Source organism: Cupriavidus malaysiensis, assembly GCF_001854325.1.
Classification (GTDB): Bacteria; Pseudomonadota; Gammaproteobacteria; order Burkholderiales; family Burkholderiaceae; genus Cupriavidus; species Cupriavidus malaysiensis.
The window spans coordinates 852,151-877,470 of record NZ_CP017755.1; the positions used below are offsets into that span (position 1 = coordinate 852,151).

18 protein-coding genes, 2 tRNA genes and 3 rRNA genes are annotated in these 25,320 nt (G+C 66.0%); 15 read left to right on the forward strand and 8 right to left on the reverse strand.

The window, feature by feature from the left end:
* Positions 1 to 29: 29 nt before the first annotated feature.
* Both BKK80_RS23555 and BKK80_RS23560 read right to left on the reverse strand, forming a co-directional pair.
* Positions 30 to 1,541: an amidase gene (locus BKK80_RS23555; RefSeq protein ID WP_071071529.1), complete on the reverse strand. Its 1,512-nt coding sequence runs from the start codon at positions 1,539 to 1,541 to the stop codon at positions 30 to 32.
* Positions 1,542 to 1,819: 278 nt separating this feature from the next.
* Positions 1,820 to 3,415, reverse strand: coding sequence for a 3'-5' exonuclease family protein (locus BKK80_RS23560; protein WP_071071531.1), 1,596 nt, complete (start codon positions 3,413 to 3,415; stop codon positions 1,820 to 1,822).
* 545 nt (positions 3,416 to 3,960) lie between these two features.
* On the opposite strand from BKK80_RS23560, the gene BKK80_RS23565 reads away from it, so the two are divergent.
* The 5 genes from BKK80_RS23565 (at position 3,961) to rrf (ending at position 9,118) form a co-directional block, all read left to right on the forward strand.
* Positions 3,961 to 5,492 (forward strand): 16S ribosomal RNA (locus BKK80_RS23565).
* A 61-nt stretch (positions 5,493 to 5,553) separates the two neighbouring features.
* A tRNA-Ile gene (locus tag BKK80_RS23570) sits at positions 5,554 to 5,630 on the forward strand.
* Between the two features lie 10 nt (positions 5,631 to 5,640).
* Positions 5,641 to 5,716 (forward strand) — tRNA-Ala (locus tag BKK80_RS23575).
* Between the two features lie 287 nt (positions 5,717 to 6,003).
* Positions 6,004 to 8,882: ribosomal RNA gene (locus tag BKK80_RS23580) — 23S ribosomal RNA — on the forward strand.
* 122 nt (positions 8,883 to 9,004) lie between these two features.
* Positions 9,005 to 9,118: ribosomal RNA gene (gene rrf, locus BKK80_RS23585) — 5S ribosomal RNA — on the forward strand.
* The 16S, 23S and 5S rRNA genes sit together here with 2 tRNA genes alongside, the layout of an rRNA operon.
* A 451-nt stretch (positions 9,119 to 9,569) precedes the next feature.
* Here the strand turns inward: rrf and BKK80_RS23590 are convergent.
* Positions 9,570 to 10,490, reverse strand: a complete 921-nt coding sequence (locus tag BKK80_RS23590; protein ID WP_236903933.1) for a DMT family transporter — start codon at positions 10,488 to 10,490, stop codon at positions 9,570 to 9,572.
* A gap of 161 nt (positions 10,491 to 10,651) precedes the next feature.
* On the opposite strand from BKK80_RS23590, the gene BKK80_RS23595 reads away from it, so the two are divergent.
* Positions 10,652 to 11,110: a CopD family protein gene (locus tag BKK80_RS23595; RefSeq protein WP_071021735.1), complete on the forward strand. Its 459-nt coding sequence runs from the start codon at positions 10,652 to 10,654 to the stop codon at positions 11,108 to 11,110.
* Positions 11,111 to 11,132: 22 nt separating this feature from the next.
* Here BKK80_RS23595 and BKK80_RS23600 read toward each other — a convergent pair whose 3' ends face one another.
* Together BKK80_RS23600 and BKK80_RS23605 are read right to left on the reverse strand one after the other, a co-directional pair.
* Positions 11,133 to 12,587: a GntP family permease gene (locus BKK80_RS23600; RefSeq protein ID WP_071071533.1), complete on the reverse strand. Its 1,455-nt coding sequence runs from the start codon at positions 12,585 to 12,587 to the stop codon at positions 11,133 to 11,135.
* Between the two features lie 255 nt (positions 12,588 to 12,842).
* Positions 12,843 to 13,379, reverse strand: a complete 537-nt coding sequence (locus BKK80_RS23605) for a hypothetical protein (protein ID WP_071071534.1) — start codon at positions 13,377 to 13,379, stop codon at positions 12,843 to 12,845.
* 375 nt (positions 13,380 to 13,754) lie between these two features.
* Here BKK80_RS23605 and flhB point away from each other — a divergent pair, with 375 nt between their 5' ends.
* The 6 genes from flhB to BKK80_RS23635 all read left to right on the forward strand — a co-directional run bounded on the left by flhB (position 13,755) and on the right by BKK80_RS23635 (position 21,491).
* On the forward strand, positions 13,755 to 14,897 hold the full coding sequence (gene flhB, locus BKK80_RS23610) for a flagellar biosynthesis protein FlhB (protein WP_071021725.1): 1,143 nt from the start codon (positions 13,755 to 13,757) through the stop codon (positions 14,895 to 14,897).
* A complete protein-coding gene (gene flhA, locus BKK80_RS23615; protein WP_071021722.1) occupies positions 14,894 to 16,984 on the forward strand; it encodes a flagellar biosynthesis protein FlhA in 2,091 nt (696 codons plus the stop codon). The genes flhB and flhA overlap by 4 nt, the downstream gene beginning before the upstream one ends.
* A gap of 10 nt (positions 16,985 to 16,994) precedes the next feature.
* Positions 16,995 to 19,355, forward strand: coding sequence for a flagellar biosynthesis protein FlhF (flhF, locus tag BKK80_RS23620; protein WP_071039532.1), 2,361 nt, complete (start codon positions 16,995 to 16,997; stop codon positions 19,353 to 19,355).
* Between the two features lie 4 nt (positions 19,356 to 19,359).
* Positions 19,360 to 20,193, forward strand: a complete 834-nt coding sequence (locus BKK80_RS23625) for a MinD/ParA family ATP-binding protein (RefSeq protein ID WP_197524016.1) — start codon at positions 19,360 to 19,362, stop codon at positions 20,191 to 20,193.
* A gap of 120 nt (positions 20,194 to 20,313) precedes the next feature.
* Entirely contained in the window at positions 20,314 to 21,030 is a 717-nt protein-coding gene (locus BKK80_RS23630) for an RNA polymerase sigma factor FliA (RefSeq protein ID WP_071021717.1), read from the forward strand.
* Complete coding sequence (locus BKK80_RS23635; RefSeq protein ID WP_071021715.1) at positions 21,030 to 21,491, forward strand: flagellar protein FlhE; 462 nt, start codon at positions 21,030 to 21,032, stop codon at positions 21,489 to 21,491. Before BKK80_RS23630 ends, BKK80_RS23635 begins: the two co-directional genes overlap by 1 nt.
* A gap of 243 nt (positions 21,492 to 21,734) precedes the next feature.
* Here the strand turns inward: BKK80_RS23635 and BKK80_RS23640 are convergent, their stop codons facing one another.
* The 3 genes from BKK80_RS23640 to flgA all read right to left on the reverse strand — a co-directional run bounded on the left by BKK80_RS23640 (position 21,735) and on the right by flgA (position 23,509).
* Complete coding sequence (locus BKK80_RS23640; protein WP_071021712.1) at positions 21,735 to 22,193, reverse strand: flagella synthesis protein FlgN; 459 nt, start codon at positions 22,191 to 22,193, stop codon at positions 21,735 to 21,737.
* 69 nt (positions 22,194 to 22,262) lie between these two features.
* The gene (gene flgM, locus BKK80_RS23645) at positions 22,263 to 22,559 is read right to left on the reverse strand and encodes a flagellar biosynthesis anti-sigma factor FlgM (protein WP_071021709.1); all 297 of its coding nucleotides are present in this window, start codon (positions 22,557 to 22,559) and stop codon (positions 22,263 to 22,265) included.
* Positions 22,560 to 22,711: 152 nt separating this feature from the next.
* The gene (gene flgA, locus BKK80_RS23650; protein WP_084545723.1) at positions 22,712 to 23,509 is read right to left on the reverse strand and encodes a flagellar basal body P-ring formation chaperone FlgA; all 798 of its coding nucleotides are present in this window, start codon (positions 23,507 to 23,509) and stop codon (positions 22,712 to 22,714) included.
* Positions 23,510 to 23,711: 202 nt separating this feature from the next.
* Between flgA and flgB the strand changes: the two genes are divergently transcribed.
* Genes flgB through BKK80_RS23665 form a run of 3 tightly spaced genes read left to right on the forward strand, consistent with a single transcriptional unit; the run spans position 23,712 to position 25,264 of the window.
* The gene (gene flgB, locus BKK80_RS23655) at positions 23,712 to 24,131 is read left to right on the forward strand and encodes a flagellar basal body rod protein FlgB (protein WP_071021703.1); all 420 of its coding nucleotides are present in this window, start codon (positions 23,712 to 23,714) and stop codon (positions 24,129 to 24,131) included.
* Between the two features lie 7 nt (positions 24,132 to 24,138).
* Positions 24,139 to 24,546: a flagellar basal body rod protein FlgC gene (gene flgC, locus BKK80_RS23660; protein WP_071021699.1), complete on the forward strand. Its 408-nt coding sequence runs from the start codon at positions 24,139 to 24,141 to the stop codon at positions 24,544 to 24,546.
* A gap of 37 nt (positions 24,547 to 24,583) precedes the next feature.
* Positions 24,584 to 25,264, forward strand: a complete 681-nt coding sequence (locus BKK80_RS23665; RefSeq protein WP_071071536.1) for a flagellar hook assembly protein FlgD — start codon at positions 24,584 to 24,586, stop codon at positions 25,262 to 25,264.
* Positions 25,265 to 25,320 lie beyond the last annotated feature (56 nt).

Here is a 25,320-nt window from a genome sequence, read left to right on the forward strand (position 1 = left end):
GAGTGGGGGTGGTGGGGTGGCGGCTGCTCTTATGGCAGCGCGCGCGGGGAGGCCGCAGGCGGCCGGAAGGCGAAGCCCGCTTGCTCCAGCAGGCGGGCGAAGCGCAGCGAAGTCAGGTCGGCGTAGCGTGCCGCCACGATCTGCACGCCCACCGGCAGGCCGCTGCGGCCCGGGCCGATCGGCGCCACCGTCGAGGGCAGGCCGCACAGGCCGGAATGGCCGGCCCAGAACAACTGGCTGGTCAGCGGCAGCGTGCCGCCGTTGACCGCGAGCGTGCGTTGCCAGGGCTCGCCGCTCTCGTCGATGGGGAAGGCGGTGGTGACCGCGGCAGGGCAGAGCAGGACGTCGAACTCGGCGAAAAAGCGCTGCCATGAGGCGGCGAAGGCTGCCCGCTTCTGCTGCAACTGCAGCCAGTCGCGATGCCGGATGCCCGCCCCCGTATACTGCAGCGCGGCGTAGTCGCGCCGCTGCGGATCGAGCCCGGCGGCCTGGGCCAGCACCGCGCCGAAGCCGGCCTCGTCCATGTGGACCGAGGTGGTGGCGCGCAGCATCGTCACATAGGTGTGCCACAGTTCGTCGGCGTCGAAATCCGGGCGCCGGTGCCATGCCACCTGCGCGCCCTGTGCCTCCAGCCAGCGGCCCAGGCCTTCGATCTGATCGCCGACCTCGCTGTCGGCCTCGGCCAGCGCATGGGTGGGCAGCACCGCCACGCGGAAGTCCGCCAACCCTTGCCTGGGGCAGGCCGGCAACTGCAGGCGCCAGGCAAGGGCCGTTTCGCCATCGGGCCCGGCGAGCGTATCCAGCACCAGCTCCAGGTCGCGCGCGCTGCGCGCCAGCGGGCCGGCGACATTGATCTCCTGTTCGCCGTAGTGCGTGCCGATGCCGTGGCCGCGCAGCGGTACCACGCCGTGGCTGCTCTTGTGCGAGAACACGCCGCAGTAGTGGGCGGGGTTGCGCAGCGACGAGCCGATGTCGGAACCGATATCGAAGAAGCTCATGCCGGCACAGACCGCGGCGGCACTGCCGCCCGAAGAGCCGCCTGGCGTTCGCGAGGGGTCATGCGGATTGCGCGTCGTGCCGTAGAGCGCGTTATAGCTCTGCCAGTCGCGCAAGGCGATGGGGACATTGGTCTTGCCCAGCAGCACCGCGCCGGCGGCGCGCAGGCGTTCGAGCACGGCGGCGTCCGCGGCGGGCACATTGCCAGCATGGGCAGGGTTGCCGCAGGTGGTCGGCCAGCCGGCGACATCGAAGGATTCCTTGATGGAGAAGGGGATGCCGTCGAGCGGTCCCAGCGCTTGTCCCCGCGCGCGCCGCGCATCGCTCCGCGCGGCCGCGGCCCGCGCCGCATCGAAGTCGGCCAGCACCAGCGCGTTGATGCTGGCGTGGCCCTGGCGGTAGGCCGTCTCACAGCAGTCGACCAGTTCCATGGCGCAGGTCTCGCCGCGCGCCAGGCGGGCAGCGGCCTGCCATACGGGCAGGAAGCGGAGGTCCTGGGAGTCCTGCTGCCAGGCTTCATCGCCTGCGAGATCTTGCCGGTTCACGATTCACTCCATCTCTCTGGTCGGTGCCGGCCGAAGGGGCGGCTGCCGTGGGGGCTGGGAGAGTTGAATCGGTATACTATATTCTAAACGCACCCCTCTGCAAGGCGATTCTGCGGGCTACCTGGTTTTCCCGTATATGGTGCAATGCAGCGTGATTTTTAAGGAGATTTTGCAGGATTCTGCGCGGAAATGGGGATTTCAGCAGCATCCCTTGAGCGGTAATGCGCGAGTCGCGGGATTCTTTTGGTATACAAAGCACCGTTTCGGTGCTTTCTGGCTCAGTCGCTGAATGGTAGCGGCAGGGTGTCGGCCTGCCGGCGCCGCCGCGCGCGTCCGGCGGACACGGTGCGGTCCGCGGCGCCCGTGACGGCTTCTCCGTGTGCGGGTGTCGGGGCCAGCGTGGCCTGAGGTGCCTCCAGCACGAACTCGCGGCCGCGCGGGAGCGGGCGGGCCTCGGCCAGCAAGACGTCCAGGTGGGGTAGCAGGATCTGGTAGGTATCGAGATCGAAGCTGGCATGCCTGCCCAGCAGGTCCGGCGTGGCTGCCAGGGTCGGGGCCGAGCCGAGGTAGCACCAGTTCTCCAGCACATGCCAGGGGTGGCGCGCGCCCCGCCCCTCGCGCCAGGCCACCGGGCCCGGGAAGGGCCAGGGGCGCAGCGCCATCGACGCCAGGGCCGACTCGGTGCGGGCGCGGTGCTCGGCGGCCGGCTCCTTGCCCACGCAGGCGCCGGCGCAGCGCTGCAGTTGATGGGCAAAGCAGGGCGTGCCGGCGCGCTTGTGGCGTTCCAGGCGCAGGGTGGACTCGCACAGGCCGTGTTCCTGGGCCAGCGCACGCAGCGCGCTCTCGGCAGCGGCGCGGCTCGGGAAGGCGCCATAGAGGGCGGATGGCCGGCTGAAATCGGTGTCGCGGTCCGAGCGCAGTCGCGGCGCCGCCAGGCCTGGCGGCATCTCCCAGGAATAGAGCCGGGCATTGCGCCGCAGGCGCTGGTTGTGCAGCGGCTGCAGGGTCTTGATCAGCCGGGCCTCCAGCAGCAGGGCGCCGATTTCGCCCCCGGTCTCGCGCCACTCCAGCCGTCGTATGGCGCGTGACAGGCTGGCGTCCTTGGCATCGCGGTGATCATTGGAGAAGTGTGCGCTGATGCGTTGGCGCAGGTGGATGCTCTTCCCTATATAGAGAGGCATCGGCTGGTCGCCGTAGAACAGGTACACGCCGGGACGGTCGGGGATGCCGTCGAGGGCGTCCTCCTCGAGTCCTGGCGGCAGGCTGCCATGCTTGACCAGGGAGCGCACGGCGGTATCCACCAGGGCCGGCGAGTACTGCGCGTGGATGTGCTGCCAGAACTGCCACAGCAGCTCGGCGTCGGCCAGCGCGCGGTGGCGCCCCTTCGGCTGCAGCCCGAAGCGCCCGATCAGTGCGTCGAGGCCGTGGCGTGCCGCTGTGGGAAACAGGGAGCGCGACAGCCGGACCGTGCACAAGACATCGGCGCGGAAGTCCACGCCAGCACGGCGGAATTCGCTTTTCAAGAAGCCATAGTCGAAACGGGCGTTGTGGGCGACGAAGAGCTTGCCGTGCAACCGCTCGGCCAGCCCTTCCGCCAGGCTGTCGAAGCTGGGTTTGCCGCGCACCATCTCGTCGTGGATGCCGGTCAGCCGCTGGATGAACGGTGGGATCGGCGTGCCGGGGTCGACCAGGGTCTCCCACTCCACGATGCCGTCCGGGCCGACCTCCACCACGCCGATCTCCGTGATGCGGTCGTGCTGGGCGTTGGCCCCGGTCGTCTCCAGGTCCACGAAGGCGATCGGTCGCGGTAGCGACGCCGCCAGCGCGAGCGGGTCGAGTTCCAGGGCGGGGTGGGAATCTGGATGGTCCGGCATCAGGCGATTCTATCCGGATCTCAGCATGGGCCTTGCCGTCAGTGTCGGGGTGCCCGCTGGCCGGCCGCGGGAGGCTGTCAAAATTTCTTCATGAAGGTCTTGCCAAGGCGGCCGGACTGGCCTACTATTCGCCCCCTCGCAACACGAAGCGCAGCGGCAAAGCCAGCAGCGACGCGGGTTGCGGGGTTGGCAGGATGGTGGGTGGTGCTGCGAAGCGCGACTGACCGAAGCGAAAAAGATGCTTCGAACCTGTTGACGAAACGCAGAAAGTTGTTCATAATCTCGTTTCTCTGCTGCTGACAACGCAGCGACGCGGTAAGCAAAGCGAATCGCGTGAGTTCTTTAACAAACAAACAGCCGATAAGTGTGGGCGCTTGATGCGGGAAGCGGAAGACCTCGGTCTTCTAGCTTACAAGTTATCAGTGCTCGCACAGTAAACATGTTTGGTTTCGTCTTCGGACGGAGCCAGTCAGTTTTCTGAGAGTGAGCGACCGCTCGAAAGAGCGAGGTTTGCGCAGGCAACTGCGCGGAACCACACAGAGATTGAACTGAAGAGTTTGATCCTGGCTCAGATTGAACGCTGGCGGCATGCCTTACACATGCAAGTCGAACGGCAGCGCGGACTTCGGTCTGGCGGCGAGTGGCGAACGGGTGAGTAATACATCGGAACGTGCCCTGTTGTGGGGGATAACTAGTCGAAAGATTAGCTAATACCGCATACGACCTGAGGGTGAAAGCGGGGGACCGCAAGGCCTCGCGCAATAGGAGCGGCCGATGTCTGATTAGCTAGTTGGTGAGGTAAAGGCTCACCAAGGCGACGATCAGTAGCTGGTCTGAGAGGACGATCAGCCACACTGGGACTGAGACACGGCCCAGACTCCTACGGGAGGCAGCAGTGGGGAATTTTGGACAATGGGGGCAACCCTGATCCAGCAATGCCGCGTGTGTGAAGAAGGCCTTCGGGTTGTAAAGCACTTTTGTCCGGAAAGAAATCCTTTGGGCTAATACCCCGGAGGGATGACGGTACCGGAAGAATAAGCACCGGCTAACTACGTGCCAGCAGCCGCGGTAATACGTAGGGTGCGAGCGTTAATCGGAATTACTGGGCGTAAAGCGTGCGCAGGCGGTTTTGTAAGACAGGCGTGAAATCCCCGGGCTCAACCTGGGAATGGCGCTTGTGACTGCAAGGCTAGAGTGCGTCAGAGGGGGGTAGAATTCCACGTGTAGCAGTGAAATGCGTAGAGATGTGGAGGAATGCCGATGGCGAAGGCAGCCCCCTGGGACGTGACTGACGCTCATGCACGAAAGCGTGGGGAGCAAACAGGATTAGATACCCTGGTAGTCCACGCCCTAAACGATGTCAACTAGTTGTTGGGGATTCATTTCTTCAGTAACGAAGCTAACGCGTGAAGTTGACCGCCTGGGGAGTACGGTCGCAAGATTAAAACTCAAAGGAATTGACGGGGACCCGCACAAGCGGTGGATGATGTGGATTAATTCGATGCAACGCGAAAAACCTTACCTACCCTTGACATGCCACTAACGAAGCAGAGATGCATCAGGTGCCCGAAAGGGAAAGTGGACACAGGTGCTGCATGGCTGTCGTCAGCTCGTGTCGTGAGATGTTGGGTTAAGTCCCGCAACGAGCGCAACCCTTGTCTCTAGTTGCTACGAAAGGGCACTCTAGAGAGACTGCCGGTGACAAACCGGAGGAAGGTGGGGATGACGTCAAGTCCTCATGGCCCTTATGGGTAGGGCTTCACACGTCATACAATGGTGCGTACAGAGGGTTGCCAACCCGCGAGGGGGAGCTAATCCCAGAAAACGCATCGTAGTCCGGATCGTAGTCTGCAACTCGACTACGTGAAGCTGGAATCGCTAGTAATCGCGGATCAGCATGCCGCGGTGAATACGTTCCCGGGTCTTGTACACACCGCCCGTCACACCATGGGAGTGGGTTTTGCCAGAAGTAGTTAGCCTAACCGCAAGGAGGGCGATTACCACGGCAGGGTTCATGACTGGGGTGAAGTCGTAACAAGGTAGCCGTACCGGAAGGTGCGGCTGGATCACCTCCTTTCCAGAGCGTGCTTCCCAAGTGAAGCGTTCACACTTATCGGTCTGTTTGCTGTTACAGCCAAGGGTCTGTAGCTCAGGTGGTTAGAGCACCGTCTTGATAAGGCGGGGGTCGTAGGTTCAAGTCCTACCAGACCCACCAAGTTATCCGAGGGGGATTAGCTCAGCTGGGAGAGCACCTGCTTTGCAAGCAGGGGGTCGTCGGTTCGATCCCGTCATCCTCCACCATCGACCTTGGGTTGGACAAGCCAAATGCAAGCGCTTAGCGTTGAGCGCTTGCATTTGGCGTTGGCCAAGCGATGCGAAAGCATCGGCTGTTCTTTAACAATATGGGATGTAGTAAAGGTGTCACGGCGTGTTGATGAGACGCGCAGTAGTTTAACGTGATACCGGGTTGTGATTGTATCAACCAAAGTATTTAAGTGATCGAAAGATGACTTGGAATACGGCACAAATGCGAGAACTCAACCTGTAATGAGCGTTTCAAGCGCGAGCTTGAGACACACTCGTTATAGGGTCAAGCGAACAAGTGCATGTGGTGGATGCCTTGGCGATCACAGGCGATGAAGGACGCGGTAGCCTGCGAAAAGCTTCGGGGAGCTGGCAAACGAGCTTTGATCCGGAGATGTCCGAATGGGGAAACCCGGCCCGTATGGGTCATCCCTTGCTGAATACATAGGCAAGGGAAGCGAACGCGGCGAACTGAAACATCTAAGTAGCTGCAGGAACAGAAATCAACCGAGATTCCCAGAGTAGTGGCGAACGAAATGGGAAGAGCCTTGTACTCTTTAGCAGCATTGTTAGCAGAACGGGATGGAAAGCCCGGCCATAGCAGGTGATAGCCCTGTATGCGAAAACAGCGTTGTGGAACTAGGTGTACGACAAGTAGGGCGGGACACGTGAAATCCTGTCTGAAGATGGGGGGACCATCCTCCAAGGCTAAATACTCGTGATCGACCGATAGTGAACCAGTACCGTGAGGGAAAGGCGAAAAGAACCCCGGGAGGGGAGTGAAATAGATCCTGAAACCGCATGCATACAAACAGTCGGAGCCTGGAAACGGGTGACGGCGTACCTTTTGTATAATGGGTCAGCGACTTACATTCAGTGGCAAGCTTAACCGATTAGGGCAGGCGTAGCGAAAGCGAGTCCGAACAGGGCGTTCAGTCGCTGGGTGTAGACCCGAAACCAGATGATCTATCCATGGCCAGGTTGAAGGTGCGGTAACACGTACTGGAGGACCGAACCCACTAGTGTTGAAAAACTAGGGGATGAGCTGTGGATAGGGGTGAAAGGCTAAACAAATCTGGAAATAGCTGGTTCTCTCCGAAAACTATTTAGGTAGTGCCTCGTGTCTCACCTTCGGGGGTAGAGCACTGTCATGGTTGGGGGGTCTATTGCTGATTACCCCGCCATAGCAAACTCCGAATACCGAAGAGTGCAATCACGGGAGACAGACATCGGGTGCTAACGTCCGGTGTCAAGAGGGAAACAACCCAGACCGCCAGCTAAGGTCCCAAAGATTGGCTAAGTGGGAAACGAAGTGGGAAGGCTAAAACAGTCAGGAGGTTGGCTTAGAAGCAGCCACCCTTTAAAGAAAGCGTAATAGCTCACTGATCGAGTCGTCCTGCGCGGAAGATGTAACGGGGCTAAGCCAGTCACCGAAGCTGCGGACGCGCGCAAGCGCGTGGTAGGAGAGCGTTCTGTAAGCCTGTGAAGGTGTCTTGTAAAGGATGCTGGAGGTATCAGAAGTGCGAATGCTGACATGAGTAGCGATAAAGGGGGTGAAAGGCCCCCTCGCCGTAAGCCCAAGGTTTCCTACGCAACGTTCATCGGCGTAGGGTGAGTCGGCCCCTAAGGCGAGGCAGAGATGCGTAGCTGATGGGAAGCAGGTTAATATTCCTGCACCGTCGTATGATGCGATGGGGGGACGGATCGCGGAAGGTTGTCCGGGTGTTGGAAGTCCCGGTCCCTGCAGTGGAGAAGGCGCTTAGGCAAATCCGGGCGCGGGATTCAAGGCTGTGGGGCGAGCGACCATGTGTCGCGAAGCAATCGGAAGTGGTTCCAAGAAAAGCCTCTAAGCTTCAGTCATACGAGACCGTACCGCAAACCGACACAGGTGGGCGAGATGAGTATTCTAAGGCGCTTGAGAGAACTCGGGAGAAGGAACTCGGCAAATTGGTACCGTAACTTCGGGATAAGGTACGCCCTGGTAGCTTGACTGGCCTGCGCCAGAAGGGTGAAGGGGTTGCAATAAACTGGTGGCTGCGACTGTTTAATAAAAACACAGCACTCTGCAAACACGAAAGTGGACGTATAGGGTGTGACGCCTGCCCGGTGCCGGAAGATTAAATGATGGGGTGCAAGCTCTTGATTGAAGTCCCGGTAAACGGCGGCCGTAACTATAACGGTCCTAAGGTAGCGAAATTCCTTGTCGGGTAAGTTCCGACCTGCACGAATGGCGTAACGATGGCCACACTGTCTCCTCCCGAGACTCAGCGAAGTTGAAGTGTTTGTGATGATGCAATCTCCCCGCGGCTAGACGGAAAGACCCCATGAACCTTTACTGTAGCTTTGCATTGGACTTTGAACCGATCTGTGTAGGATAGGTGGGAGGCTTTGAAACCGGGACGCTAGTTCCGGTGGAGCCGTCCTTGAAATACCACCCTGGTTTGTTTGAGGTTCTAACCTTGGCCCGTGAATCCGGGTCGGGGACAGTGCATGGTAGGCAGTTTGACTGGGGCGGTCTCCTCCCAAAGTGTAACGGAGGAGTTCGAAGGTACGCTTGGTACGGTCGGACATCGTACCTAAAGTGCAATGGCAAAAGCGTGCTTAACTGCGAGACCGACAAGTCGAGCAGGTGCGAAAGCAGGACATAGTGATCCGGTGGTTCTGTATGGAAGGGCCATCGCTCAACGGATAAAAGGTACTCTGGGGATAACAGGCTGATACCGCCCAAGAGTTCATATCGACGGCGGTGTTTGGCACCTCGATGTCGGCTCATCTCATCCTGGGGCTGTAGCCGGTCCCAAGGGTATGGCTGTTCGCCATTTAAAGAGGTACGTGAGCTGGGTTTAAAACGTCGTGAGACAGTTTGGTCCCTATCTGCCGTGGGCGTTGGAATCTTGACGGGGGCTGCTCCTAGTACGAGAGGACCGGAGTGGACGTACCGCTGGTGTACCTGTTGTCTCGCCAGAGGCATCGCAGGGTAGCTATGTACGGAAGAGATAACCGCTGAAAGCATCTAAGCGGGAAACTCGCCTGAAGATGAGGATTCCCTGGAGGCTTGACCTCCTTGAAGGGTCGTTCGAGACCAGGACGTTGATAGGCTGGGTGTGGAAGCGCAGTAATGCGTTAAGCTAACCAGTACTAATTGCCCGTAAGGCTTGATCCTATAACCAGTGTGTTTCACTGGTTGACGTATCGCGTGTGCCCAGGACGGTGCCGATACCTCACAACCAAGACTACATCCCTATTCGCTGCGACGGCTCAACCCCGGCGCAGCAACCCCTTATGCCTGGTGACCATAGCGAGTCGGAACCACCCCTTCCCATCCCGAACAGGACCGTGAAACGACTTTGCGCCGATGATAGTGCGGACTACCCGTGTGAAAGTAGGTCATCGCCAGGCTCTCCCTCCCGCAAAACCCCTCGACAGCAAACGCTGCGAGGGGTTTTGTCTTTGCGGCGCTCGCAGCACGCGCGGATGCCGACGAAGCGAAATACCGGGCAGTCTCGCCGGAAGGCGAAGCCCAAGATTGGGCGCGAAGCTGCGACAAGCGGGTCGGGCCAAAGGTGCTTCGCGTCGCATAACGTGCTCGCTTCAGCATCGAACAGGCTGCTTTTTGGGCGAGTCTGCCGGCTACACCCTCAACTTCCTTGCAATCAGCCGGATCGGGCGAATTGCCCGGCAATCAGCGGTTTTCAGCGAAGAGAGGGGCGCCGCAGGTGCCCGGCGGATACATTTTCCTGTAGTGTCGGCGAGGGCCATGCGAATGCCCGGTCGACCAGGATCTGTGCTGAATCATCCGGCTTCCTTCGCGATCGTTTGCGATTCCTCCTGCGTCGCGCGATTCGCGTGCCTATCGCTTCTGTGCCAGCAGGATGCCCATGCCGATCGCCACCAGGCCGACGCCGTGGTACCAGTGCGGCCATTCGCTCAAGAGCAGCGTTGACAGCAGCGCCGCGAACACCGGCGTCAAGGTGATGAAGAAGACCGGGAGCTGCGCTCCCGCCCGCGCGATAGCGCGATCCCAGGAGAAATAGGCCAGCAGGGACGGCACGGTTCCGACATAGGCCAGGATGGCGGCAACGCGCCAGCTCCAGCGGATGGACTCCTGCGCCACGCCGAGCTCCCAGCCGACGAAAGGCACGCTGACCACCAGGCCGGTGAGGATCTGCGCCAGCATGAAGGCGGGTAGCGGCAGGTCGGGACGATGCTTGCGCAACAGCCAGGTGTAGCCGCTCCAGGCGATCGTCGCCGCCAGCATGAACAGGTCGCCCGCGACGAAGTCGAGCTGGGCCAGCCGGGCGGGCTCGCCCCGCAGCAGCACGAAGCCTACGCCGATCAAGCACAGCAGGGCGCCGGCGACATGCCAGGGCTTGACTGGCTCCTTGAACACGGTGGCACCCAGTACCAGCAGGAAGAGCGGCGTCGACGCGCCGATCAAGGTGACATTGATCGGGGTCGACGTTTTCAACGCCAGGTATTGCAGCGCGTTGTAGCTGGCGATCGAGAGCGCGCCCAGGACCCACAGCATGACGGCGTGCCTCTGCAGGGCGCCGCGGTGCGCGAGCAGGCTGCGGCCGGCAAAGCACGCAAGGATGGCCCCGGCGATCACCCAGCGGATGAAGTTCAGCGTGATCGGCGGCACATGGCCCGCCGCCAGCCGGCCGACGATGGCATTGCCGGCCCAGCTCAGCGGTGGAAACGTCAGCAAGAAGAGCGTGCCCCACCGGGATGGCGGGGTGTGGCGGCTGTCGAGGCCCATGGCGGTCATCATGCCGGATTGAGGATCTCCAGATTATGCGGCGAACACGTCACGGCGAACAGCCGTGGATCACGGCACCGTGCCATCCGCGGGCCACGCCCGCGCTTGCCAGCGCATAGAATGGAGGCCGCGTCCCGCGCACTTGGGCGGGTGCTTCCGAGGAGCCGGTCCCGATGAATGTCGAACTTCTGCTGCGTTTCGTCCACATTGCCGCTGCCGCGATCTGGGTCGGCGGGATGTTCTTTGCCTATGTCTGCCTGCGGCCGGCGGCGGCCGAACTGCTCGAGCCACCGCCGCGGCTGCGCCTGTGGCGCGCCGTGCTGGCGCGTTTCCTCGGCTGGGTCTGGGTCACCGTGATCCTGATCGGCGTGACCGGCATGGTGCGCTTCGGCCAGGCAGGATCTGCGGCGCCACCCAACTGGCATGTGATGATGGGCAGCGGCCTGCTGATGTTCGCGATCTTCGTCTATGTCTACACGGTGCCGTTCGCGGCCCTGCGTCGCAGCGTCGATGCCGAGGACTGGGCCCAGGCCGGCGTGGCGCTCGGACGGATCCGTCAGGCGGTGGGCTGGAACCTGCTGCTGGGCCTGCTGACCATCTGCGTGGCCACGCTGGGCGCCGCCCTGGGCTGAGGCGGAAGCGGGCAGGCGCGGATCAGAAGGCCCCGAACAGGTTGCCCAGGCAGATCACGGCGACCAGTGCCAGCACCGGGCCGATGATGCCGACCACGGCGATGTCGCGGTAGCTGCCGCGGTGCCCGGCACCGCAGACGGCGAGCAGCGTGACGACCGCACCGTTATGCGGCAGCACGTCCAGCGTGCCGGCGCCGATCACGGCGACGCGATGCAGCAGCGCCGGGTCGATGCCGCTGGCGGTGGCGATGTCCATGAAATTCCCCCCGAGCGCCTGCAGCGCGATCGTCAGGCCGCCCGAGGCCGAGCCCGTCAGCGCGGCCAAGACATTGGTGGCGAGCGCCAGCGAGACGAGCGGGCCGCCTTCGATCGACAGCACCCACTCGCGCACCACGGCAAAACCGGGCAGCACCGCTACCACCGAGCCGAAGCCGACCAGGCTGGCTACGCTCAAGGCCGGCAGCACGGCCGCATTGGCGCCGGCGTCCATGGTTTCACGCAGGGCCGGCAGGCGGCGGTGGTTCAGCACCAGCAGGCAGAGGATGGCTGCGGCCAGCGCCACCAGCACCGCCCACACTCCGCCCACCGCCGCCAGGCTGGTGCTGCCCCAGCGTTCCTCGGCCAGGTAGCCGGCATTCCAGCGCGGCAGCACCACCAGGCTCATCAGCAGGTTGACGCAGACCACCACGGCCAGGGGCAGCAAAGCGGCCCCGGGCGAGGGCGAATCGTTGCTGCGCTGTCCGCGCGGCGCCTCGGCCGGATCGAACTCGCGCGCCACCGAGGCGCGTTCGCGCACCAGCTCGCGCTCGGCCACTTCTTCCACCGGCACATCCGCCCCGTCTCCGAAGCCCTCGCCGGCCGCTCGCGCCGCAGCCTCGGCGCGCCCGAGCCACCACAGGCCGAAGCCCAGCATGATCGCGCTGGCGATCGCCCCCAATCCGGGCGCGGCGAAGGGCGTGGTGCCGAAGAAGGGCATCGGGATGGCGTTCTGGATGGCCGGCGTGCCGGGCAGGGCCGACATGGTGAAGGTCGAGGTGCCGAGCATGATGGCGGCCGGCGCCAGGCGGCGCGGAATGTCGGCGGTACGGAACAGCTCCAGCGCCATCGGCGCGATCACGAAGAAGGCGACGAACAGGCTGACGCCGCCATAGGTGACCAGCGCGCCGGCCAGCACCACCGCCAGCATGGCACGCCGGGTTCCCAGCGTGCGGGTCATCAAGGTGGCGATGGCCGAGACCGAGCCGCTGTCGGCCATCAGCTTGCCGAACAGTGCCCCGAGCAGGAAAAGCGGGAAGAACTGCGCGACGAAACCGGCCGCGTTGTACATGAAGGTCTGGGTCCAGTGGGCCAGGGGCGGCTCGCCGGCGAAGACCGCCGCCAGCATGGCGGCGCCGGGCGCCAGCAGCAAGGTGCTCCAGCCGCGATAGGTCAACCAGATGAGCAGGGCGAGGGCCAGCAGGATGCCGAGCAGGCTCATGGGGTCAGACCTCCTTGCACAGTCCGTCGGGATCGTACTTCGGCGATTGCATCTCCATGCCTCCGCGCGCGAGGCGAGAGGACGGGAAGCCTGCATTATTCCCCGCGACCGGCCAGGCCACAAGATGTTGCCCTGCACAAAGCGATGTCCGGCGTGGCTCCCATGATTCCAATGACCCCAATGGAAAAGTCCCCGGCGTAGCGGGGACTTGCCATGTTCGCATCAGGCCGGGGATCGCCGCCCGGGCGGCGTGGCTCAGGTCGCCGCGCCATCGGTGTAGGGATTGGCCTTGCCGCCGAGCGCGCCCTCGCCGTAGGCGTCGAAGCTGCGCTGCGGGACAGAGGAGACACCGCTGCGGTCCAGGCCGGCGATGCGGGCACCTTCGGTATAGGGATCGAACTTCGCGCCACGCGCACCTTCGGTGTACGGATCGAACTTCGCGATGCGGGCACCTTCCGTGTAGGGATCGAACTTCGCGCCACGCGCACCTTCGGTGTACGGATCGAACTTCGCGATGCGGGCACCTTCCGTGTAGGGATCGAACTTCGCGCCACGCGCACCTTCGGTGTACGGATCGAACTTCGCGCTACGGGCGCCTTCGCTGAAGGCATCGAACCTGCCGCCGCGCGCACCTTCCGTGTACACGTCGTGCACTGCGCTGCGGAAGTCGTAGCCGTACTTGTCGCCGGGCTGCATGTTCTTCGGGCCGGCGGCCAGCGCGCTGCCGGCAGCGGCGGCGGCGAGGGACAGCACCAGGGTGGAAACCAGCTTGCGGGTGATAGCGTTGTGCATGATTCTCTCCAGTTCGTTTAATTTTCCAGAAGGCGTCGTGCCGTCCTTGAACGCAATGATAGGTAACCTTCCGGGCGGGAAAGGCGATGAGTCGTGGATCATTTATTCAAAAAATTTGAATTAACGGCCGAGGATGCCGATACCATGCCGAGGCAGCCCATGGCACGGGTCCGCCCCCATCTGTCGCCCCGTCGCTCAAGTTGCCCCGGCCCCGTCCGTTATCCCTCGCAAGAGGCGGAACTCCGCCTTGGTGGCTGCCGCTGATCACGCAAACAGCAACCGATTCCCCTCCCTATTCCCGCTAATGGCAGGACTGGCCCGCTTTGATAATCGTCACTGACGAAGGGCCGCCTGGCGCTTCGCAACGGAGCGTCCATGTCCGAAGAAAGCGATCTCGAGAAAACTGAACCCGCCACACCCCGGCGCCTGGAAAAGGCGCGCGAGGAGGGGCAGGTGATCCGTTCGCGCGAGCTCGGCACCTTCATCATGCTGCTGGCCGGCGTGGCCGGCCTGTCGACGCTCGGGGCGCCGCTTGGGCGCCGGCTCGATGCCAGCATGCGCCACAGCCTGAGCTTCGAGCCGGCCACCGCTTTCGACGTATCGCGCATGCTGTCCCAGTTCGGCAACGTGGTCTGGGACAGCCTGCTGGCCCTGATGCCCCTGCTGGCGCTGCTGACCGTGGCGGCCCTGGCCGCGCCGCTGCTGCTGGGCGGGTGGATGTTCTCCACCAAGTCGCTCCAGCCCAACTTCGGCCGGCTGTCGCCCTTGCAGGGTCTGGGGCGCATGTTCTCCATGCAGACGCTGGCCGAGCTGCTGAAGGCGATCGCCAAATCCGTGCTGGTGGGCGGCGTGGCAGCCTGGGTGCTGTGGCGCCGGCTGCCCGAGGCCATCTCGTTGATGAACGTGCCGGTGCAGGAAGCACTGCTGCACATGCTCGAACTGGTGCTGTACTGCTCCGGCCTGGTCGTGCTGTCGCTGGTGGTCGTGGTCGGGCTGGACGTGCCCTGGCAGTTCTGGCAGTTCCACAAGAAGCTGCGCATGACCAAGGAAGAGGTCAAGCAGGAACACAAGGAAACCGAGGGCGATCCGCACGTCAAGGGCCGCATCCGCCAGCAGCAGCGCCAGGCCGCGCGCCGACGCATGATGTCCGAGGTACCCAAGGCCGATGTGGTGGTGACCAACCCGACCCACTTCGCGGTGGCGCTGCGCTATGAGGAAGGCCGCATGAGCGCACCGCGCGTGGTGGCCAAGGGCAGCGACCTGGTGGCGGCACGCATCCGCGAGATCGCGGTCGAGCATCGCGTCCCCATCCTGTCGGCGCCGCCGCTGGCGCGCGCGCTGCACCGCCATGTCGAGCTGGGGCAGGAAATCCCGGCCGGCCTGTACACCGCCGTGGCCGAGGTGCTGGCCTGGGTCTTCCAGCTGAAACACTGGCACTACTCCAAGGGACCGCAGCCCGCGGCTCCCAGCAACCTTCTCGTGCCTGACGAACTCGCCGTACCGGAAAGCCGCGCATGAATGCCCTGACCTCCTTGCTGAAGCTGCCCGGCGGGCAGACCGCCGGCCAGATGCGAGCCCTGGCGGGCCCGCTGCTGATCGTGATGATCCTGGGCATGATGGTGCTGCCGCTGCCGCCCTTCCTGCTCGATCTGCTGTTCACCTTCAACATCGCCCTGTCGATCATGGTGCTGCTGGTGGGCATGTACACCCAGCGGCCGCTCGATTTCGCCGCCTTTCCCGCGGTGCTGCTGTTTTCCACGCTGCTGCGCCTGTCGCTGAACGTCGCCTCCACCCGCGTGGTGCTGCTCGAGGGCCATAGCGGCCCCGATGCCGCCGGCAAGGTGATCGAGGCGTTCGGCCACTTCCTCGTGGGCGGCAACTTCGCCGTGGGCATCGTGGTGTTCGCCATCCTGGTGGTGATCAACTTCATGGTGATCACCAAGGGCGCGGGCCGTATTGCCGAGGTGGGCGCGCGCTTCATGCTGGATTCGATGCCCGGCAAGCAGATGGCCATCGATGCCGACCTCAACGCGGGCCTGATCAACGAGGAGGGCGCCAAGAAGCGCCGTACCGAGGTGGCCCAGGAAGCCGACTTCTACGGCGCCATGGACGGTGCCAGCAAGTTCGTGCGCGGCGATGCCGTGGCCGGCCTGCTGATCATGTTCATCAACGTCGGCGCCGGCATGGTGGTCGGCATGGTGCAGCACGACCTCGACTTCGCCACGGCCGTGCGCAACTACACGCTGCTGACCATCGGCGACGGCCTGGTGGCGCAGATTCCCGCGCTGGTGATCTCCACTGCAGCCGGTGTCATCGTCTCGCGCGTGTCGAACGACGAAGACGTCGGCCAGCAGCTGACCGGCCAGCTGTTCTCCAATCCGCGCGTGCTCTATATCACGGGCGCCATCATCGGCCTGCTGGGCGTGATCCCGGGCATGCCGCACATCGCCTTCCTGCTGTTCGGCGCCGGCCTGATCTGGTTCGGGCGCTACCTGGCGCAGCGCCAGCAGGCCGACGCGCAGGCCAGCAAGAAGGGCGAGTCGCGCCCCGCGCAGGCGCAGCCGGAATCCACCGAGGCGACCTGGGACGACGTCACCATGGTCGATCCCCTGGGCATGGAAGTCGGCTACCGACTGATTCCGCTGGTGGACCGCGCGCAGAACGGCGAGCTGCTCGGCCGCATCAAGAGCATCCGCAAGAAGATGGCGCAGGAGATCGGCTTCCTGGTGCCGGTGGTCCATATCCGCGACAACCTCGAACTCAAGCCCAACGCCTACCGCATCACGCTCAAGGGCGTGGAGATCGGCAGCGGCGAAGCGGCGCCGGGGCAGTGGATGGCGATCAACCCCGGCCAGGTCAGCGGCACCCTGCCGGGCGCCGAGACGCGCGATCCGGCCTTCGGGCTGCCGGCCGTGTGGATCGACGCCGCGCACAAGGAGCGCGCGCAGGCCTTCGGTTACACGGTGGTCGATGCCAGCACCGTGGTGGCGACCCACCTGAACCACCTGATCCAGATGCACGCGGCGGAACTGCTGGGCCGCCAGGAAGTGCAGCAGCTGCTCGACCGCATCGCCAAGGAATCGCCGAAGCTGACCGAGGACCTGGTGCCGAAGACCATCTCGCTGACCGGCCTGCAGAAGGTCCTGCAGAACCTGCTGGAGGAGGGGGTACCCATCCGCGACATGCGCACCATCCTGGACGTGGTGGCGGAGCACGCGCCCAAGATCAGCGAGCCCAGCGAGCTGACCGAGCTGGTGCGCGTGGCGCTGGGCCGCGCCATCACGCAGCAGCTGTACCCGAACGGGGCGGAAATGCAGGTGGTCGGCCTCGAAGCCGGCCTGGAGCGCGTGCTGACCCAGGTGCTGAACAGCGGCGGGGGCCTCGAGCCCGGCCTGGCGGACGCCCTGCTGCAGCAATCGCGTGCCTGCGTGGAGCGGCAGGAGCAGATGGGCTACACACCCGTGCTGCTGGTGCCGCCGCCGCTGCGGGCGCTGCTGGCTCGTTTCCTCCGGCGTACGCTGCCGCAGCTCAAGGTGCTGTCGCATGCCGAGGTCCCCGACAACCGAAACATCAGGATCACCGCCGTGATCGGCGGTGCAGCATGAGGAAGGCGCGATGAGCGTAGCGAAATTCGTGGCGGCCAATGGCCGCGAGGCCCTGCGGCGCGTGCGCGAGGCGATGGGGCCTGACGCGGTGGTGCTGTCCAACCGGACCGTCGATGGCGGCGTCGAGATCGTCGCCATGCGCGACACCGATGTCGGCGCCATCTCCAGCAGCGCCCAGCTCTATGTGCCGCCCGCACCGGCGCGCGACGACGAGGCCGAGATGGGCGAGCTGCGCGGCGAGCTCAAGTCGATGCGCGCGCTGATCGAGCGCCAGTTCGCCGGCATGGGCAACGTGCCGGTGGCGACGGGCGACCCGCTGCGCGAGTCGCTCTTCACCTGGCTGGCCGGCGCGGGCTTCTCGGGGCAGCTCGCGCGCACGCTGCTGGCGCACCTGCCGGTCGGTCACGACCGCCAGTCGGCGATGGCCTGGATCCGCCAGGAGCTGGCGCGCAAGGTGCAGGTGCTGGCCGATGAGGAGGCACTCTTCGCCCAGGGCGGCGTGCTCGCGCTGATCGGGCCGACCGGCGTCGGCAAGACCACCACCACCGCCAAGCTCGCCGCGCGCTTCGTGCTCAAGCACGGTCCGGAGCGGCTGGCGCTGCTGACCACCGACAGCTTCCGTATCGGCGCGCACGAGCAGCTGCGCATCTATGGCGACATCCTCGGCGTGCCCGTGCACGCGGTGAAGGATGCGGCCGACCTGCGCTTTGCGCTGAACGCGCTGGCCGACAAGCACCTGGTCATCGTCGACACGGTCGGCATGAGCCAGCGTGACCGCAACCTGTCCGAACAGATCGCCATGCTGGCCGGCGTGCAGGCACCGGTGCAGCGCGTGCTGCTGCTCAATGGCGCCAGCCACGGCGATACGCTCAACGAGGTGGTGCACGCCTACCGGCAGGACGCCGGTCTCGGCGGTGAGCCCGGCTGCGGCCTGGACGGCTGCATCATCACCAAGCTGGACGAAGCCACGCACCTGGGATCGGTGCTCGACGTCGTCATCCGCCACCGCCTGCCGGTGTTCTACGCCTCCACCGGCCAGCGCGTGCCTGAGCACCTGGAGCTGGCGCAGGCGCCGGCCCTGGTCGAGCGCGCCTTCCTGACGCCCCGCCGCGGCTCGGTCTTCGCCGATGCGGACGTGGCCCGCCGCCAGGCCGGTGCCCTCGAGGATGCCGAGGCGCAGCGCGGTCCCGCCGCCGAGGACATGCTGCGCTCGCTGAGCGACAGTGCCGATGCGGTCGGTGCCTGCGTGGCCGAGCTCGATGCCGGTACGCAGGGTTTTCCGCTGCTGCGCGCGCTGTGGCAGCAGCGCGACGACGACGCCGCATCGCTGCGCAGCGTCGCGCAGCAGGTGCGCGAAGCTGCCTGCCGCGACCTCGGTCGCGGCTGCGATCGCCATGTGCTGGCGCTGTCCGCCACCGCCCAGTTCGCGGCTGGCGGGCGCCGGGCCCCGCACCATGTTCAGACGACCCTGTGGCTGTCGGATCGCGACGGCTTCCCGCTGGCCGCCGCCGTGAGCGGTGCACGCAACGGCAGCGGCGAAACCGAGGCCGCCACGCTGCGCGCCGCGCTGGCGGCCACGCGTACGGTCGTCAACATGGTCGATGCGCTGCCGGCTCCGGCCGTGCTGGCGCGCTGGCAGCAAGGCGGCGAACGCTGGCTGGCGCGGGCCCGCAAGGGCGCGCGCATGCTCAGCGGAGGCACGGCCTGGAAGGTCGAGGCCCTGGCCGAAACGCTGACCTTCCATGCCGTGGGCGAACTCCATGAGCAGGGCTGCGATGCCGTGCAATGGCTGGCCCAGGTGCCGGTGCGGGTGCCCGACGGTCCGCTGCAGCGCCGTGCCGGCCGCGGCAATGCCGACGGCGGCACCGATGCCTGCCTGCTGGTTTCCCGCCTGGTGGAGCGCGACAGCGGCCGCCTGCTGGACACCAGCTATCTGCTGTGCGACCCCGCCCTGGCCGATGAATCCGCGCGGCTGGCGCAGTGGGCGCGCTGGGCACTGGCCGCCGAGGCACGCTTCCGCACGCTGCGCCACGCGCTCGACCATCTTGCCCGCGGCGCCGTGCCGGCCGCGGACGAGGCGCAATGCCGCGCCGCGCTGATGGCGCTGCAGGCCGGCCTGACCGCCCTGCGTCTCGAATGCGAGCCGGGCGCCGTGGCGGCCGGCTTCCTCTCGCGCCTGGCCGGCCGCGCCGCGGGCAAGGCCGCGCAAGCGGCGCCGGGCCAGGCGCTGGTCGAAGGCCTGGCGCGCCTGCTGGCGCTGCTGGACGTGCTGGAGGGCTATCCCGTGCGCGCAAACCGTGCCGCTGCGGCGGACCCGGTCCGTGCGGATACGTCCGCTGCCGAGCAACAACTGGAATCCGTAGGAGAGTAGGTCTGTGCACACTCTGGCAACCGATCAGGCCGAGGGGCTGCGGCGCCTGCTGGCGCCGCGCGCCACACGGCACATCGCCGTGGTAGCCAGCGAGCCGGGGGCCGGCGCCACGACGGTCGCGCTCGGACTGGCCAGCGCGCTGGCCATGCAGGGCGAGCGCGTCCTGCTGGTCGACGAGGATGCCCCGGGCGCGCGCGCCGCGCACCTGGCCGGAGCCGCGCCGCGCGGCACGCTGGCCCAGGTGCTGGCCGCACAGGCGACGCTCGACCAGGCGCTCGGTGCCGCCGGGCCCAGCGGTGTCGCCGTGCTGCCCGCGGGCGCTGCCGGCCCGGCCGGCGGTGGCCTGCCGGGCACCTTCGGCGCCTTCCGCACCGTGCTGGCCGATGCCCGCGCCGACGGCCAGGGGACGCTGTCGGCGCTGGCCGGCGCCGCGCACAACCTGCTGGTGGTGATGCGCCCCGAGGCGGCCTCGATCACCGCGGCCTACGCGCGCATCAAGCAACTGCATCACCGCTACGCCATCCGCCATTTCCAGCTCGTCGTCAATGCGGCGGCGGGCGAGGGCATCGCCGGCGCGGTGGCCGGCAACCTGGCCCGCACCGCCAGCCAGTATCTCGGCATCGAGGCCTCGTGGGCCGGCTATCTGCCGCTCGATCCGCTGGTCAGGCAGAGCGAGCAGCTGGGTCGCGGCGTGGTCGATGCCTACCCCGCCGCACCGGCGACGATGGCCTTGCGCCGCATCGCCAGCAGCATCGGCGCGTGGCCCATGCGCGCCGCGTCCACCACCTTCCCCGGCGTCGCCTCGGCGACGCCTCCGACCAGCCCACGCATTCATTGACGCCGATGCCGCACGTATCGTTCCCCCAGGCCATCGACCGGGCCCAAGCCATCGGGCCCCGGTCCCTGCACGGTACGCGCGCGGCCGGCGCTGCGCTCTAGAAGCCACGAGAGTCCCACCATGTACACCGTTCAGGGAAAGCTCGAACAGACGGATCTGGTCAAGGCACACGCATCGCTGGTGCGCCGCATCGCCTTGCAACTGGCGGCCAAGCTGCCGGCCAGCGTGCAGCTCGACGACCTGATCCAGGCCGGCATGATCGGCCTGCTGGACGCGGCCAAGCGCTACGAAGACACGCACGGCGCGCGCTTCGAGACCTATGCCAGCCAGCGCATCCGCGGCGCCATGCTCGACGAGGTGCGCGCCAACGACTGGCAGTCGCGCAGCCTGCGCCAGTTCACCCGCCGCATCGAGCGGGCCATACGCAGCCTGGAGCAGAAGCTTGGCCGCACGCCCCTCGATTCCGAAGTGGCCGAGCATCTCGAGATGCCGTTGCCGGAGTACCAGCTGCTGCTCAACGAAGTGCACGGCTGCCAGCTTCTGCATTACGAGGACTTCGAGCGCTCCGGCGAAGAGGATTTCCTCGAGCGCCACCTCGGCGTCAACGAAGACAGCGACCCGCTGATGGTGCTGATGGAGAGCGGCATGCGCGAAGCGCTGATCCGCGCCATCGAGCGCCTGCCCGAGCGGGAGAAGCTGGTGCTGTCGCTGTGCTACGACCAGGAGCTGAACCTGCGCGAGATCGGCGCCGTGCTGGACGTGACCGAGTCGCGCGTCTGCCAGATCCGCGGCCAGGCCATCGCGCGCCTGCGTGGCCAGCTGCGGGGACTGCTCTGATGCGAGGGCCCGGCCGCGCCGCGCCGCGCGTGCAGGCATGCGTTGCGACGGGCGTCGCCGCACTCGGCCTGGCGACCGCCGTCCCGCCGGTCCGGGCGGACGAAGGAGGTCCCGGTCATGCCTGGCAGAGCGTGGTGCAGGGGCCGATGCTGTCCGTGCGCGGGATGCGCATACTGTCGCCTGCGCTGCGGCCCGGCGCCATGCCGGCGCTGGCGACCGGCAAGGTGACATCCGTGCGCTGGCAGTACACCTTCAGCGGCGTGCCGCCGCATGATCTCCAGGTCTACCTGTGCAATGGCAGCCGATGCGTGCTGTTGCCGGCGGCGCAAGGCCACACCGAGGCATTCCGCGGCGATGCCGCCGCACAGGATTTCACCTTTGCTTTCCTGGCCCCCGGGCGTGGCGCGCTGGCGCCCGTGCTGCAGGGGCGCGCCAACCAGGTCATCGTCGACTATCGCTGATCGTCGAGAGCGGTCCGCCGCCGCTGCGGCCGGCGGCGATGTTCCGCCGCCGCTGCGGCGACACCCGCGACGCCGTCCTCGGCCGATCCGGCTCGGTTCAGCGCAGTTCAGTTCAAGGAAGAGGATGGCGGCGCCGGACGGCGCGGTAGCGAGGGGCGATCGCGCGACCATCGTCGCGCGGCCATGTCACCAGCCGGAGCGGGGCGCTGCGAGCGCGCGTCAGTCCCAGCCGCCGCAGTGGCCTCAGCCGCGCGCCAGGCTCAGGCCGGATGCCGCGTTCTGGGTGCGGCCGTCGCGGCCGTAGAGGCCGGCATCGATGCCGCGCTGGCGCAGTACCTGGATGGCCGCGCGCGTGTGTTCGAGATGGGCGGCGATGACCGCCGAATTCAGCGTGCTTGCCTGGTGCGCGCCGAGCGCGGCCAGGCGCAGGGTGCGCCAGGCCTGATGCACGGCGGGGTCGATGCGCAGGCCGACCAGCATGCCGTTCGGGCCGGCGCGCAAGCCGGCGGCGGCCATCTGCGCTTCGCGCGCGGCGCCCAGCTCGGCCAGCGCGGAGGCCAGCGCCGTCTTGCGGTCCAGCACCGCGCCGAGCGCCTGCGCGTCGCCGCTCTTCATCACTTCGCGTTCGTCGGCCAGGGCCTCGGCGAATGCCTTCACGGCTTCGGTTTCGCGATGCAGGATCTGGATCAGGGGCAGGCTCATGGTTTCTCCACGCGCGGCGCTCTATGCCGTTCGCTCTCGGCTCGCTGCTGGGTTCCTGCCGCGGACCGTTTACTGGCCCTGGTTCAGCTCGCGCAGCGTGGCGAGCAGACCGTCGGCAATCTTGCTCGGATCGATCTTGATCCGGCCTTCGACGATGGCCTGGCGGATTTCCTCCACGCGGGCCGTGTCGATGTCGTTGTCGCTATCCTGGCTCAGGCTGGCGCCGATCTGGCGGACCTGGGCGCTCAGGGGGCTGGTCTGCACCTCGGCTGCCGTGGCCGGGGCGGGAGCGGGGGCCGTGGTGGCGCGCGCCGTGCCTTCGGCGGGGGCGCCGGTCCTGGACGAAGTGGACTGATTGATCTTCACGACTGTTCCTTGCTGGGTTCCACATGCATATCGGACGCCCGGCCGCAAACTTTAGGGCCGCCTTGCCGCATGGGCATCGCAAGCCCGCATTGTCGCACGCCATCCCGCCGCTGCGCCGCGTACCCGGCCGCCGGCCGGTCGCTTTGCCGCGCCTATTGCTGCAGTACCACGGTATCGCCGCTGCGCACCAGCCCGGTGACCACCTGGCCGTTCTTCAGCCGCACCTGCACCGAGCCGCCCGTCGGCGCATCATTCATCACTTTTCCTTCGCTGCTGATCTGGAAGGCCTCGCCTTCGATGGTCACCGACACGGTCTGGCCGTTGCGTACGGCGGCCGGCCGCTTGAGCAGGTCGGCGCGCAGCGGCGAGCCGGCGGCGATGCGGGTGGCGGCGACGGCACCGTTGGCCTGCGCCGGGTCGGTCACCACCGCGCGCGGCAGCATCGCGAGGTCCCCCTGGCGAACTTGCAGGTCGGCGCTGCCGATCGGTTCGCCGGGGGCGATCGCGCGGGCTGCCACGTAGTAGTCGGTCAACACGCCGACCCGTGCCTGCACGTAGCGTATCCACGGACGTTCGCCACCGCAGCGCACGCCGACCGTGACGCGGCCCCAGGGCGAGCCGCCCGGCGGCAGGAAGGGATCGGGCGCCTCGCATTCGGGAGCGCGGCCGCCGGAGGGCGGCACGACCTGGATGCTGACCTTGCCCGGCAGGCCGGCGCTCTGGCGTGCGAGGAACTGCTCGACCGCGCTGCGCACGGGATCGTCGGGGAAAGGTGTGGCGGGCGTGGCGGGCGTGGCGCCATTGCCGGCCCTGGCGCCGGCCGGTTGCGCCGCGACGTGGGCGCCGGCCAGGGCCAGCGCCAGCGCGGGCAGCAGGCGCGTCGCGCGGAGCAGGGCGCGGAACAGGGCGCGCAATGGGGCGCGGAACAGCGCTCGGGACAGAGGCTTCATGTGGGTCTTCCAGCAAGTGCGCGGGCCTTGCGGCACGCAGCGGAACGTCCCGTATTGTAGGCAGCCACCCCGCGCGCTTCGGAGGGAATTGCGCGGGTTTCCGCCGCCTATTCGCGCGATTGCGCTGGCGTCGCCGCACCTACCATGGCAAGCCTGAAGAAGCATGCGCTTCCATGTTCTCCCTTCCCAGCGAGACGCAGACATGATTGACAAACTCGATGCGGCTTTCCGCTTCCAGCAGGAAGCGCTCAACCTGCGTAACCAGCGCCAGTCGGTACTGGCGGCGAACATCGCCAATGCCGATACGCCTGGCTTCAAGGCGCGTGACTACGACTTCGCGAGCACGCTGTCGCAGACCATGCAGCGCGGCGGCGCCGGCGGCGCGCAGGGCGGCCTGGTGCTGACCACCACGTCGGCGCGGCACCTGCCCGCCGAGGCACCGTCGGGCACGAGCGACCGCGACCTGATGTACCGCATCCCGACCCAGTCCAGCATCGACGGCAACTCCGTGGAAATGGACACCGAGCGCGTCGCCTTCGCCGACAACACCGTGGGTTACCAGTCGGACCTGACGGTGATGACGTCGAAGATCAAGACGATGCTGGCCGCGATCCAGCAGTGAGCATGCCATGGCAGCCATGAATATCTTCGACGTGGTCGGTTCGGCCATGTCCGCGCAGTCGCAGCGCATGAACGTCACCGCGTCCAACCTCGCCAACGTGGACAGCGCGGTCAGTCCCAACGGGCAGCCCTATCGCGCCAAGCAGGTCGTCTTCGGGCTCGCGCCGACACCCGGTCAGAGCGAGATCGGCGGGGTGCAGGTGCAGGGCGTGGTCGAGGATCCCTCGCCGGCCAAGATGGTCTTCAATCCCACGCATCCGCTGGCCAATGCGGAAGGCTACGTGACCATGCCCAACGTGAACCCGGTGGAGGAGATGGTCAACATGATCTCGGCTTCGCGTTCCTACCAGGCCAACGTCGAGGTGTTGAATTCCGCCAAGAACATGATGCTCAAGACGCTGACCCTGGGTCAGTGACGCCGACAGGCCAACCCGACAAGCCGATGGATTTGACATGACCACCACCTCGAACGTTAGCGGTACCGGATCTTCCACCACCAGCTCCTCCGTGAACCAGGCGCTGAGCAGCAGCTCGGCGAGCGCCTCGGACCTGCAGAGCCAGTTCCTGACGATGCTGGTGACCCAGATGAACAACCAGGATCCGCTCAACCCGATGGACAACTCGCAGCTGACCTCGCAACTGGCGCAGATCAGCACCGTGAGCAGCCTGCAGACCATGAACACCACGCTGAACCAGCTGCTGTCGCAGAACAGCGCGAGCCAGGCGATGAATTCGGCCAGCCTGATCGGCCGCTCGGTGGAAGTGCCCGGCTCGCAGATCTCGGTCGCCGGCGGCACGCCCAGCAAGTTCGGCGTCGACCTGCCGACGGCGGCCGATACCGCCAGCGTCACCATCAAGGACTCCGGCGGCAACGTGGTGCGCACGCTGACGCTGAGCAACAAGGCAGCCGGCGTGCAGGACGTGAGCTGGGACGGCAAGGACAACAACGGCAATACCGTGGCCGACGGCCAATACACCTTCAGCGTGAGCGCGACCGCCAAGGGCAACAGCGTATCGCCGGTCGCCCTGAACTACGCCACGGTGCAGAGCATCACCGGCGACTCGAGCGGTGTGCTGGTCGGCCTGACCAACGGCCAGTCTGCCAACGTCAACGACATCCGCCGGATCAGCTGATCGGGCAACCATACCGCGCGCAGGCGGGTCATTCACGCAAGACAGCAAGTCAAGGG

Bases quoted from the DNA above. Each gene is read 5' to 3' on its own strand.
- BKK80_RS23630 (WP_071021717.1), top strand. From the start codon at position 20,314: ATGTACACCGTTCAGGGAAAGCTCGAACAGACGGATCTGGTCAAGGCA.
- BKK80_RS23665 (WP_071071536.1), top strand. From the start codon at position 24,584: ATGACCACCACCTCGAACGTTAGCGGTACCGGATCTTCCACCACCAGC.
- BKK80_RS23635 (WP_071021715.1), top strand. From the start codon at position 21,030: ATGCGAGGGCCCGGCCGCGCCGCGCCGCGCGTGCAGGCATGCGTTGCG.
- BKK80_RS23600 (WP_071071533.1), bottom strand. From the start codon at position 12,587: ATGAGCCTGCTCGGCATCCTGCTGGCCCTCGCCCTGCTCATCTGGTTG.
- flhA (WP_071021722.1), top strand. From the start codon at position 14,894: ATGAATGCCCTGACCTCCTTGCTGAAGCTGCCCGGCGGGCAGACCGCC.
- flgA (WP_084545723.1), bottom strand. From the start codon at position 23,509: ATGAAGCCTCTGTCCCGAGCGCTGTTCCGCGCCCCATTGCGCGCCCTG.
- BKK80_RS23590 (WP_236903933.1), bottom strand. From the start codon at position 10,490: ATGATGACCGCCATGGGCCTCGACAGCCGCCACACCCCGCCATCCCGG.
- flhF (WP_071039532.1), top strand. From the start codon at position 16,995: ATGAGCGTAGCGAAATTCGTGGCGGCCAATGGCCGCGAGGCCCTGCGG.
- flgB (WP_071021703.1), top strand. From the start codon at position 23,712: ATGATTGACAAACTCGATGCGGCTTTCCGCTTCCAGCAGGAAGCGCTC.
- BKK80_RS23605 (WP_071071534.1), bottom strand. From the start codon at position 13,379: ATGCACAACGCTATCACCCGCAAGCTGGTTTCCACCCTGGTGCTGTCC.
- BKK80_RS23595 (WP_071021735.1), top strand. From the start codon at position 10,652: ATGAATGTCGAACTTCTGCTGCGTTTCGTCCACATTGCCGCTGCCGCG.
- flhB (WP_071021725.1), top strand. From the start codon at position 13,755: ATGTCCGAAGAAAGCGATCTCGAGAAAACTGAACCCGCCACACCCCGG.
- BKK80_RS23640 (WP_071021712.1), bottom strand. From the start codon at position 22,193: ATGAGCCTGCCCCTGATCCAGATCCTGCATCGCGAAACCGAAGCCGTG.
- flgC (WP_071021699.1), top strand. From the start codon at position 24,139: ATGGCAGCCATGAATATCTTCGACGTGGTCGGTTCGGCCATGTCCGCG.
- BKK80_RS23560 (WP_071071531.1), bottom strand. From the start codon at position 3,415: ATGCCGGACCATCCAGATTCCCACCCCGCCCTGGAACTCGACCCGCTC.